We start from the raw sequence: 12,245 nt of genomic DNA, 5'->3' as shown, positions 1-12,245 counted from the left end.
GATTTTTTTCACTCAAACCAGAAGGGGCAAAAGACAATGAAACTGAAGGCATTTATCCTGACAGGCGTGCTCTTTTCCTGTTCCACCTTCGCCGCAAGTACCACCGTTACGCTGAATGAAGCGCTGCCAACGGGCGCAGGTAGCAGTATCGGTGAAGTCGCCATTACGGAAACACCGTACGGCCTGCTTTTCACGCCGAACCTGAAGGGATTGGAAGCGGGTATTCACGGGTTTCACGTACATGAAAATGCCAGTTGTGAACCGGCCGAGCAAGACGGTAAATCGGTTCCTGCGCTGGCAGCAGGCAGCCACCTCGATCCGAAAAAAACCGGTAAACACCTTGGACCCTATAACGACCAAGGGCATTTGGGTGATTTACCTGGATTGGTGGCTAATGCCGATGGTACGGCAACCTATCCGATTCTAGCTCCCCGGATAAAATCACTGTCTGAGGTAAAAAATCACGCGTTGATGGTACATGTCGGCGGAGATAACTATGCGGATATGCCAGCAAAACTGGGTGGCGGTGGTGCTCGCATGGCGTGTGGCGTGATTAAGTAAACAAGAAGGAAAAACAACGATGCCATATCGCGAAGGATATGGCATCGCACGTTAACAATCGTTGGTTATCGAATGGCGCGTTTTAATATACGGTTAGCGCCACTGAGGAAATCATCAGCAACCTTATTCACTTCACCATTGCCGTAGTCCAGTTTTTGCAGGCTCGTCGTCCACAATTGCACCAGTTCCTGGTTTTCCATAAACGGTGACACAGGAACCTTCGATTCAGGCTGTGCCGCGGCTGCCCGATAGGCATTGGCTAATAGGTTACCAGGGTTGATCACGCCGATATCTTCCAGCAATTTTTGCGCTTTCGGATTAGCTGGCATCCCGTTTTGCAGTCCAAGTGCCTTCACGCCTTCTGGGTTACTCAGCATGAAATTCATCAACATCGCCGCTTCTTTTGGGTGCTTACTGTTCTTGCTGATTGCAAACAGTGAGGAAGGTTTGCTTGTGAGCCCCGAGTCTTTAGCGTCCAGCATCGTGATAAACGGCCCAGTTTCTAATACGGCATCTTTCGGCATATTGCTCGAATAGGTATAGATGGCAGAATCCCACAGATACATGCCCGCTAATTCGCCGTTAATCCACGGACGAATCTCATAGACGTTGGTGCGCCCGAATGAGGAGAAATAACGCTGATCGGGTATCACATGGGAATCAACCAATTTTTTATAAAAACCGAAGAGTTCCCGTACCTGATCGCGGCTATAGGCAATGCTTTGTTTCTTCTCATCGATCATATCGATGCCGTATTTCTGCGCCATATAGCTACGACCGAGCGTGAGAATATCCAACACATCGCTTGCTCCTTGGGCGACACCGAGCGGATAGTAACCGTCACCCAGCTTTTGTTTAAACACAGGGCCTGCGGCAAACAGCTCATCCCAGGTTTTCGGGTAAGCCACGCCCGCATTGTCCCAAGTGGTTTTATTGTAAATAATACTACGGGACGTCATCGAAATCGGGAGACCTTGCAGTTTCCCTTTTACATCCGCCGTTTTCAGAGCGTTAGGCGGAAAATCTCCTAGCCCCAAAATGTCTTTTTGTTTATTCAAATCATAAAAACCGTCGCCATTGCGGGAAAACTGCGGCAGCCAGTTCCAGTCAATACGAATAACATCAGGCTCTTCCCCCCCTGCCATCTGGGTTGACAGACGGGAAAGATAACCGTCCCAGCCAGCATATTCAGCTTTGACCGTGATCGTAGGGTTGGCTTTTTGAAACGCGTTAATCGCAGCCAGTGTGGCCTCATGTCGCTGATTGCCGCCCCACCAAGAGATGCGGATCTCGGCAGCGTCAGCAGAGTGAGAAAATGCCGCTCCCAAGGGAAGCGCAGCACAGAGCAGGAGTAGGTGAGATAATGTGTTCCGTGTTTTCGCCATAATAGAACCCTTATAATTGTATTCGGAGGTTTCCACCCGCTGCCCTTTTAGGGTCAGACAGGTACTACGGATGCGGAAGCTTTTTCTGCCGAAATGGCAGAGACTCAGATTAATTTCCTCTTTTCAGATTAACGGCCAGATCGCTTATTTTCACTGGCAGTTCGGTGCGTAATGACCGATTGGCGGCAATACCGGTTAAAATAGACATTGCCCCATCTCGGTAATCCGCTGCACGATGTAATGGATCGGGTTCCGGTGTACCAAACAGATCGTTTAACATGACCTGATCGCCGCCGCCGTGTCCGCCCGATTTAAATTCAACCGGTACGACATAAGGCTCGTCAAACATCGGATAGATCTTTATTTCACATTCATTCAGCGCACCTTCATCTTCTTTTTGTCCGCCTCCGTTTACGTAAGATTTTTCTACCAGTTTCATTTCTAACCGACCCTTGCTGCCATTAAACACCACATTCAGCCCTTCCCAAGGCAAATACGCGTTTAATGAATATGTCATGATGGCTTTGCTCTTATAGCGCACCATCACGCCCAGCACGTCTTCAATATTAATACCGTCATCGAAGACACTTTTATCGCGGTAATAACCATCTTCGTGTTCAGCATCTAAATATAAAGCCGTCAGCTGTTCGCTTTGATTCATATGCAACGCAAACGGATCGCTTTCCGCCGCCGCGCTATTATGTGAACGTGAATAGAATTCTGTGACACCACGCGCTTCAGCATTCGCTTTGCCATAAAAACGCAGATCGCCTTGCGCATAGACCGTTTCAGGTTCGCTGTTTAGCCAGAAATTGACCAGGTCGAAATGGTGCGTGGATTTGTGCACCAACAGCCCGCCGCTATTGCGCTTGTCACGGTGCCAGCGGCGGAAATAATCTGCCCCGTGCTCGGTATTCAACAGCCACTCAAAATGAACGGAATAGACTTCACCAATCACCCCTGCCGCAATTAATTCACGAACTTTACTGTGATGCGGTGCGTAGCGGTAATTAAAGGTCACCCGTAATTTACGTCCGGTACGATTAATCGCATCAATAATGGCCTGACATTTTTCTTCATCAATCGTCATCGGTTTTTCACTGATGACATCACAGCCTAATTCCATTGCCCGGATAATGTAATGATGATGCGTTCGGTCTATAGATGTCACAATAACAATATCGGGCTTGGTTTCCGTGATCATCTGCTCAAACCGATCGGCGTGATACGTTGCCACATTATCGTGTCCAAATTTATGGACAATACGGTTGGCGTAATCCATTCGCGTCTGATTTGTATCGCAAAAAGCAACAAATTGTCCCTGATCCTGATAATCTCTGGCGATCGACTCCAGATAAAGGCCCGCGCGGCCCCCCGTTCCCACTACGGCATATTTCTTTTTCATTCTGTGTATTTCCTCCAAATAACGTAGGGCACATAGCTACACTCTTATACCTTTGCCATAAAAAATAGAGCATACCGACATACTTCACCTTCACATTATTGCCATGTGATGATGTTATCTGGCAGTAGGATAAAGATTGGCATGATCCATCTCGCATAAATATAAATTAGAGCATTTCCATTTTAGTGATTGATTTTATTGAAAATATAAAGCGATATATCTCTCTGCATCCCTAGTATTGAATGTGCGCTGGCTTGCGTAAGTGTCACCCGTCAACGGGATTCGCTCTAACACGCGCAGCTTGTTACATAAAAACCAACCAGCTATGTTTTCTACCCAAATCTCAGCCCTTCTCTCTTGTCAGGGTGAAAGCCACCCTTAGCTATAATCGCGATAGTTTTCTCTTTTTCCACTTTACCGCATGACATATCTCGCATTTTATTTTCAATCCTACGGCTGATGCCGGATAATCAATACGTAACTAATGAGAGATGCAGGAAAGCGACAAGCGCGTAAGGAATCACTATGCAGATTTTTTTCCAGGACACTATGGCAACTCCGCTTGGGGAGTTATTGATTATTGCTGATGAAAATAATCATTTACGTGCCGTCGAATGGCGCGAGTATGAAGACGATTTATTTCGCTCACTCAATCGCAGTTATCGAAATGATCCTTTTTCGTTACAACCGCGTCATAATCCCGGTGGCCTGACAGACAGTCTGCAGCGCTATTTTGATGGCGAATTAGCGATTATTGATACCCTGCCTGTCGCTTCCGTAGGAACGGAATTTCAACAGCAAGTTTGGCGGGAATTACGTCGAATCCCCTGCGGAGAAATTACTACGTACGGTGAGCTCGCCACACTGTTGGGACGCACTGGTGCAGCGCGTGCAGTCGGCATGGCAAACGGCTCAAACCCTGTCAGCATCGTGGTTCCGTGCCATCGCGTCATCGGTACTGGCGGTGCACTGACGGGTTATGCGGGAGGGATTCATCGTAAACAGTGGCTGTTAGCTCATGAGGGCTACTTACCGCATCAAAATAGTTTACCGTTATAATTATAACGCCGCGACACGCAAAATTTTTTAACCAAATTGCTTATCGCCGTAAGTGATTTGGATTAATCAACGTGTTAACCGTTCGATAACGCAATAGACGAAAATATTATCGCCACGCAACACTTATATATCGAAATATTTTCCAGAAAAATCGAAAAATTATAGTTAGTTCACTATTTATTGGTCTATTCCGGTGATTGTCGGTCTTATCACGGCCGATAAAAGCTGTTAAAATTGACCAATATCAATTATTGCCTGAGCAAAGCCTATGATCCCGGAAAAGCGAATTATCCGACGCATCCAGTCTGGCGGTTGTGCAATCCACTGTCAGGATTGCAGTATCAGTCAGCTATGCATCCCTTTCACCCTGAATGAACACGAGCTCGATCAGCTCGACAACATCATTGAAAGGAAGAAGCCTATCCAGAAGGGACAAGCGCTGTTTAAAGCGGGTGATGAGCTGAGATCGCTGTACGCGATCCGCTCCGGTACGATAAAAAGCTACACTATCACCGAGCAAGGTGACGAGCAGATCACGGGCTTTCATCTGGCGGGCGATTTGGTTGGCTTTGATGCTATCGGTACCGCTCAGCACCCAAGTTTCGCCCAGGCGCTGGAAACCTCAATGGTTTGTGAAATTCCTTTCGAGACGCTGGACGATCTGTCAGGGAAAATGCCTAACCTACGCCAGCAGATGATGCGCCTGATGAGCGGTGAAATCCGTGGCGATCAGGACATGATCCTGCTGCTGTCGAAGAAGAATGCTGAAGAGCGTCTGGCAGCGTTTGTCTACAACCTCTCCCGCCGTTTCGCTCAGCGTGGTTTCTCGCCACGTGAATTTCGTCTGACCATGACGCGCGGTGATATCGGTAACTATCTGGGCCTGACCGTTGAAACTATCAGCCGTCTGCTGGGGCGTTTCCAGAAGAGTGGTACGCTGGCAGTAAAAGGGAAATACATCACGATCGAAAATATTGATGCGCTTTCCGAATTAGCTGGGTCTTCACGTAAATAATATTTACAGCCTAACTATTTGACGTTGCCACTATTTTTACTGTGGTAACGTCAACGTTCTATCCTCCCTTTCCTCGTCGTTCGTGATATTTCTTATTTTGTTATTCTGCGGCTTATCTCTGTTGTCCAAAGCGATTCCATTGCGGTACTCTTGATTTACAGGCTGTGGAGTAACAGCTGTTTGGAGGAGCTATGGCAAAGTATCAGAATTTACTGGTAGCTATTGACCCAAATCAGGATGACCAACCAGCGCTGCGTCGGGCGGTTTACCTGGTTCAGCGACTTGGCGGCCGTATCAAGGCATTTCTGCCGATTTATGATTTCTCTTATGAAATGACCACCCTGCTTTCCCCCGATGAAAGAGTGGAGATGCGTCAGGGCGTTATTCAACAGCGAACCGAGTGGATTGAGGAGCAGTGTAAACACTACCTTGAAGCAGGCGTTTCGATAGAAATTAAAGTGGTTTGGCACAATAAGCCATTTGAAGCCATTATTCGGGAAGTGATTGCCGGGCGACATGACCTGCTGCTGAAAATGGCGCATCAGCACGATCGGCTGGAAGCGGTTATCTTTACGCCAACAGACTGGCAGTTACTGCGCAAATGCCCTTGCCCCGTGTGGATGGTAAAAGATCAGCCATGGCCGACCGAGGGCCGTGCATTGGTTGCGGTCAATCTGGCCAGTGAAGACCCTTATCACGATCCCCTCAATATCAAATTAGTATCAGAAACGCTGGAACTGGCTAAGCAGGTTGACCAAACCGAGGTTCACTTGGTTGGCGCCTACCCGGTTACTCCTATCAATATCGCCATTGAATTGCCTGATTTCGATCCTAGCGTCTATAACGATGCGATTCGAGGGCAGCACCTGATTGCCATGAAATCGCTACGCCAGAAATTCAGTTTGGATGAGCGCGTGACGCACGTAGAAAAAGGGCTGCCAGAAGAAGTGATTCCCGATCTGGCGGAGCATTTACAGGCAGGCGTTGTGGTATTAGGGTCGCTGGGGCGAACCGGCCTTTCCGCCGCCTTTATCGGCAACACCGTCGAACACGTTATCGATCATTTGAAGTGCGACCTGCTGGCGATCAAACCCGATGACTTCGTTTCACCGATTACACAGGAAGATGGCAACAACAGCTGACTCCATGTTTCATCACGTTCGAATCAAATAATGCCAGCCTCAACGCTGGCATTATTTTTGGCAATACGATGCGACGCACATACAACGTAAAGCATGGCGACTAAAGCTTACTTAAGATGTAAAAAGAGATATAAAAAAGGGGCGATATTCGCCCCTTTCGTTTTCTACTTTGTCACGTCACGCTTACAGCGCTTTCAGAATCGCCTCAACGCTGTCTTTGGCATCGCCAAACAGCATCTGCGTGTTCTCTTTAAAGAACAGCGGGTTCTGTACGCCAGCGTAGCCAGTATTCATAGAACGCTTAAACACGATAACATTCTGCGCTTTCCACACTTCCAGCACTGGCATGCCAGCAATTGGGCTATGCGGATCTTCTTGCGCCGCTGGGTTAACGGTATCATTCGCGCCAATGACCAGTACGGTGTCGGTGTCGGTGAAATCATCATTAATTTCATCCATTTCCAGCACGATGTCGTAAGGCACTTTCGCTTCCGCTAACAACACGTTCATATGTCCAGGCAAACGCCCAGCAACCGGGTGAATACCAAAGCGGACCTTGATGCCACGCGCACGCAGTTTTGCGGTGATGTCATGCACTGGGTATTGCGCCTGTGCAACGGCCATACCGTATCCCGGAGTGATAATGACCGAGGTTGAGTTCTTGAGCAAATCAGCCACATCTTCCGCTGAAGCCTCACGATATTCTCCGACCTCTTCGCTCTCACTCGAGGAAACGCCATCGGTACCAAAACCACCGGCAATCACGCTGATAAAGGAGCGGTTCATCGCCTTACACATGATGTAAGACAGAATCGCACCAGAAGAACCTACCAGAGCACCCGTCACGATCAACAGGTCATTGCTCAGCATGAAGCCCGCTGCCGCTGCCGCCCAACCAGAGTAGGAGTTCAGCATAGAAACGACTACTGGCATGTCTGCACCGCCGATCGATGCAACCAGATGCCAGCCAAATACCAGTGCAATCGCCGTCATCAGAATCAGCGCCAGTACCTGCAACGCTACGCTGCCTGTGTTGACGAAGACCAACAACAGCAGGAAGGATACAACCAACGCCGCCAGATTCATTTTATGGCGATGAGGCAGCATCAACGGCTTAGAAGAGATATTGCCGCGCAATTTACCAAACGCGATAATCGAGCCCGTGAAGGTCACCGCACCGATGAAGATCCCCAGGAAGACTTCCGTCAAATGGATATTGACCATCACCGGATCGGTGATTTCACCGTGGTCGAGGAAGCTGTTAAAGCCCACCAGTACCGCAGCCAAGCCGACAAAGCTGTGAAGAACTGCGACCAGCTCTGGCATTTCGGTCATTTCAACCTTACGCGCCAGATAAATACCGATTGATCCACCGATCGCCATAGCGACGATGATCCAACCAACGTTGCCAGAATCAGGCCCCAGAATCGTCGCGATCAGCGCAAGTGCCATACCGCTGATACCAAAGATGTTCCCTTGTTGCGACGTTTCGTGCTTGGACAACCCAGCCAAACTGAAAATAAAGAGAATTGCGGCAACAATGTATGCAGCAGTTACTAATCCACCAGACATGTGTTACCCCTTAGTTTTTACGGAACATTTTCAGCATGCGCTGAGTCACGGTGAAACCACCGAAAATATTGATGCTGGCAATCAATACGGCAATGAATGAGAAGAATGACACCCATCCGCCATGACCGATTTGCAACAATGCTCCGACAACGATAATGCCTGATATCGCGTTAGTGACTGACATCAATGGTGTGTGCAACGCGTGGCTGACATTCCAGACAACGTAATAGCCCACCACGCAGGACAGCGCAAAAACAGTAAAGTGAGACAGGAACTCTTTAGGTGCGACATTAGCCAGCCAGCCAAACAGCAGAATAGCGATCACGAGGAATGCATATTTCTTCCACGGTGATGTTGGCTTAGCTTCAACTTTCACAGCCGCAGCAGCAGGTTTCGCCTGCTGTGGCTGGGCAGAAACCTGAATCGGTGGAGCCGGCCAGGTGATTTCACCTTCTTTAACAACGGTCACACCGCGAATCACGGTGTCGTCAAAATCAACGTTAATTTCGCCGTTTTTCTCTTTGCAGAGTAACTTCAGCAGGTTAACCAGGTTCGTGCCGTAAAGCTGTGAGGATTGTGTCGGCAGACGGCTAGGTAAATCGGTGTAACCGATAATTTTGACGCCGTTTTCCGTCACGGTCACGCGGTCGGCAACGGTCAATTCGCAGTTTCCGCCCGTTTGCGCGGCTAAATCGACGATCACACTGCCGGACTTCATGCTCAGCACCATTTCTTTGGTGATCAGACGTGGAGCCGGTTTCCCAGGGATCAGTGCGGTAGTGACGATAATGTCGACGTCTTTCGCCTGTGCAGCAAACAGTTCCATTTCCGCTTTGATAAAGGCTTCAGACATGACTTTGGCATAGCCGTCGCCGCTGCCAGCTTCTTCTTCAAAGTCGAGTTCGAGGAACTCGGCCCCCATGCTCTTAACCTGCTCTTTTACTTCAGGGCGGGTGTCAAAAGCACGAACGATAGCACCCAGGCTGCCCGCAGCACCGATCGCGGCCAAACCTGCCACACCCGCGCCGATAATCATGACTTTGGCAGGCGGAACCTTACCTGCTGCGGTAATTTGCCCAGTAAAGAAGCGGCCAAATTCGTGGGCAGCCTCAACGATAGCGCGATAGCCTGCGATGTTAGCCATCGAGCTGAGCGCATCCAGTGACTGCGCGCGCGAAATACGTGGCACGGAATCCATTGCCATTACCGTCACTTGACGGGCGGCCAGCTTCTCCAGCAGTTCTGGGTTTTGTGCTGGCCAGATAAAGCTGACAACCGTACTGCCCGCACGGGTCAGTTCGATTTCATCATCCTGCGGCGCATTGACCTTCAGGACGATATCAGATTGCCAGACTTCCGAACTGTCAACAATTGACGCACCGACTTCTTCATATGCCGCATCGTCAAAACTTGCCAGTTTTCCCGCTTCACGTTCTATCAAGACCGTAAAGCCCAGTTTCAGCAGTTGTTCAACCGTTTTCGGCGTCGCTGCAACACGGGCTTCATTGGCCAACCGCTCTCTTGGTACACCAATACGCATGCTGATACCCTTTTCGCTTATTTTTAACGAAGGTTATTATTCTCACCCTACTCTGTTATACGAATTCGCCGAGACCTGCTGCACCCTATATCCCCGCATTCACACGGTAGGAAGAGGGTCTTATCCTCTTCTTGCCACTCGCTTTTTTGGGGCGTCTCACTGTAGCGAACTCATTTATAACGTACTGAAAATGTGATCGATGATCCATAAATAAAATGAATTTCACAGAAAAGCCGAGTTATTACAGGTTCTGTTAGCCTTTCTTGGTCGAAAATCATGCTCTTCTCAGCCTTTTGTAGCATTATTACAGAAGTATTTGTCTGTGCTGTTTCACAAAAACGGTGTGTTACAAGGTTGTTAATGTGATAAATCACATAAATATCCCTTATGATGTCAAAACAATCATTAACCGTTATTATTAGCACTTTTCTTGTTCCCAGCCGAAGTATCACGGCTTTTTAGCTCCGCTGAAAATGCTAAAGCACAAGAATTTATTCCGTGCGATAATCAGCCCTATTCCGTTACAGGTTGATTGCTATACCTTAAATAATTCGAGTTGCAGGAAGGCGAAAGGATTTTTTATGAAGCTGAAGACTACTGTTATTGCATCCACATTATTGTTATCACTCTCGGCATTTTCAGCGCAGGCGGCACAGGAACTGACACCTGAGCAGGCAGGATCCCTGCAACCTTTTGAGCGAATTACGTTTAAAGGACGTTTTAACGCAATCAATGAAGCGGTTGCCGCAGCATCAAAACGCGCCGACAAAGCGGGCGCCGCGTCGTTTTATGTGCAATCCATGACAGATGCTAATACAAGCGACTCTTGGAATGTTACTGTCGATCTGTACCGCAAAGATGCGCCCAAAGCGAAACAAGATGTGCAATATCGCACCATCTACGGCGTAAAAGAACTGCCGAAAGATGCGGCTTATTTGCTGGAACCTTATGACACGGTCACGGTGAGCGGTTTATTCAGCACTCAACCTGATCTAATCGATGCGATAGCGAAAGCGGCAAAAGAGAAAAATGCCGATTCGTTTTACATCGTGCGTCAAGTTGATGTGAACTCGAATAGTGCGAATCAAAGAGCTACTGCATTTATCTATAAAGCCGATGCGCCAAAGCGCCAGCTTCAGCGTACTGATGCGATCCCTGCCGATTCTGACGCAGGTCGCGCCGCACTTGCTGCCGGTGGTGCAGAGGCGGCTAAAGTAGAAATCCCTGGCGTTGCTTACTCTGATAGCCCTAGCCGCAGTGTGGGTAACTTCTTTGAAACGCAGTCATCAAAAGGTGGACGTTACACTGTAACGTTGTCTGATGGCACACAAATTCAGGAATTGAACAATGCCACTGCAGCGCAGATGGTGCCTTTCGACTCCATTCAGTTCCGTGGCAGCTATACCAATATTACACAGGTGTCTGAAGCCGTAGCCAAACGTGCAGGCGACAAAGGGGCTAAGTACTACCACATCACCAGGCAGTGGGAAGGCAAAGGCAACAATCTCACGATCAGCGCCGATCTCTATAAATAACAGCAGTCGTATAGTGTTGTAGAGAACAGCGAAGCTGTATAAAACACAAAAACCCGCGATATCGCGGGTTTTTTATGGCGAGTTTCCTGCCCGCCACCCTGCGGGCCGTCGCAAGCGACGTTGAAAAACGTTCCCTACGTTTTTTTATGTCAGTAATCAACCGACGGTGAGTAAGATTACTTGCTGGTATCCAGTTCTGGGAAGCTTTTCACCAGATCGTCAATCGCTTTGATCTGTTGCAAGAACGGCTCCAGTTTATCCAGCGGCAGCGCGGATGGACCATCACACTTCGCGTTAGCCGGATCGGGATGAGCTTCAATGAATAGCCCCGCCAGACCGACAGCCATACCAGCACGCGCCAGCTCAGTTACCTGTCCGCGACGGCCACCGGACGCTGCACCGAACGGGTCACGGCACTGTAGCGCATGCGTAACGTCAAAAATCACAGGTGAACCATTGGAAGCGTGCTTCATGACATTGAAGCCCAGCATATCCACAACCAGATTGTCGTAGCCGAAGTTGCTGCCGCGATCGCACAGAATCACCTGATCGTTGCCACCTTCGATAAACTTATCGACAATGTTTCCCATCTGACCTGGGCTGACGAACTGCGGTTTTTTAACGTTGATCACTGCGCCGGTTTTCGCCATCGCTTCTACCAGATCGGTTTGGCGTGCTAAAAATGCAGGAAGTTGGATCACATCAACGACATCGGCAACGGACTGCGCCTGATGTGATTCATGTACATCAGTGATAATTTTTACGCCAAAGGTCTGTTTCAGCTCCTGGAAGATTTTCATCCCTTCTTCCAAGCCGGGACCACGGTAAGAGTGAATCGAAGAACGGTTAGCCTTATCGAATGACGCCTTGAACACGTAAGGAATACCCAACTTCTGCGTGACCGTGACGTAATGCTCACAAATGCGCATCGCCAGATCGCGTGATTCAAGAACATTCATGCCGCCAAACAGCACAAAAGGCAAATCGTTGGCAACGGGGATATCCCCTATCTTGACCACTTTATTCGTCAT

10 protein-coding genes are annotated in these 12,245 nt (G+C 48.8%); 5 read left to right on the top strand and 5 right to left on the bottom strand.

Annotation, left to right across the window (positions count from 1 at the left end; translation table 11 throughout):
- Positions 1-36: 36 nt before the first annotated feature.
- Positions 37-561 (top strand): superoxide dismutase family protein, encoded by a 525-nt coding sequence (sodC, locus tag DUT67_RS10595; protein ID WP_113627461.1) that lies wholly within the window; start codon positions 37-39, stop codon positions 559-561.
- Positions 562-626: 65 nt separating this feature from the next.
- Here the strand turns inward: sodC and DUT67_RS10590 are convergent, their stop codons facing one another.
- Both DUT67_RS10590 and DUT67_RS10585 read right to left on the bottom strand, forming a co-directional pair.
- Positions 627-1,946, bottom strand: coding sequence for an ABC transporter substrate-binding protein (locus DUT67_RS10590; RefSeq protein WP_113627460.1), 1,320 nt, complete (start codon positions 1,944-1,946; stop codon positions 627-629).
- Between the two features lie 109 nt (positions 1,947-2,055).
- A complete protein-coding gene (locus tag DUT67_RS10585) occupies positions 2,056-3,351 on the bottom strand; it encodes a Gfo/Idh/MocA family oxidoreductase (RefSeq protein ID WP_113627459.1) in 1,296 nt (431 codons plus the stop codon).
- A gap of 525 nt (positions 3,352-3,876) precedes the next feature.
- Here DUT67_RS10585 and ogt point away from each other — a divergent pair.
- From ogt to uspE, 3 genes are all read left to right on the top strand, one after another.
- The gene (ogt, locus tag DUT67_RS10580) at positions 3,877-4,410 is read left to right on the top strand and encodes a methylated-DNA--[protein]-cysteine S-methyltransferase (RefSeq protein ID WP_048260055.1); all 534 of its coding nucleotides are present in this window, start codon (positions 3,877-3,879) and stop codon (positions 4,408-4,410) included.
- A 268-nt stretch (positions 4,411-4,678) separates the two neighbouring features.
- Positions 4,679-5,425, top strand: coding sequence for a fumarate/nitrate reduction transcriptional regulator Fnr (gene fnr, locus DUT67_RS10575; protein WP_005968491.1), 747 nt, complete (start codon positions 4,679-4,681; stop codon positions 5,423-5,425).
- 191 nt (positions 5,426-5,616) lie between these two features.
- Complete coding sequence (gene uspE, locus DUT67_RS10570) at positions 5,617-6,567, top strand: universal stress protein UspE (protein WP_113627458.1); 951 nt, start codon at positions 5,617-5,619, stop codon at positions 6,565-6,567.
- A gap of 183 nt (positions 6,568-6,750) precedes the next feature.
- Here uspE and pntB read toward each other — a convergent pair whose 3' ends face one another.
- On the bottom strand, positions 6,751-8,139 hold the full coding sequence (pntB, locus tag DUT67_RS10565; protein WP_048260053.1) for a Re/Si-specific NAD(P)(+) transhydrogenase subunit beta: 1,389 nt from the start codon (positions 8,137-8,139) through the stop codon (positions 6,751-6,753).
- Positions 8,140-8,149: 10 nt separating this feature from the next.
- On the bottom strand, positions 8,150-9,679 hold the full coding sequence (gene pntA / locus DUT67_RS10560) for a Re/Si-specific NAD(P)(+) transhydrogenase subunit alpha (RefSeq protein ID WP_113627457.1): 1,530 nt from the start codon (positions 9,677-9,679) through the stop codon (positions 8,150-8,152).
- A gap of 581 nt (positions 9,680-10,260) precedes the next feature.
- Between pntA and ydgH the strand changes: the two genes are divergently transcribed.
- Positions 10,261-11,214: a DUF1471 family protein YdgH gene (gene ydgH / locus DUT67_RS10555; RefSeq protein WP_113627456.1), complete on the top strand. Its 954-nt coding sequence runs from the start codon at positions 10,261-10,263 to the stop codon at positions 11,212-11,214.
- Between the two features lie 176 nt (positions 11,215-11,390).
- Here the strand turns inward: ydgH and kdsA are convergent, their stop codons facing one another.
- Positions 11,391-12,245: a 3-deoxy-8-phosphooctulonate synthase gene (gene kdsA / locus DUT67_RS10550; protein WP_113627455.1), complete on the bottom strand. Its 855-nt coding sequence runs from the start codon at positions 12,243-12,245 to the stop codon at positions 11,391-11,393.

This window comes from Pectobacterium peruviense (assembly GCF_003312355.2).
GTDB lineage: Bacteria > Pseudomonadota > Gammaproteobacteria > Enterobacterales > Enterobacteriaceae > Pectobacterium > Pectobacterium peruviense.
Note: the sequence above shows the minus strand (reverse complement) of the source record. Positions and strands in the feature narration are given on the sequence as shown.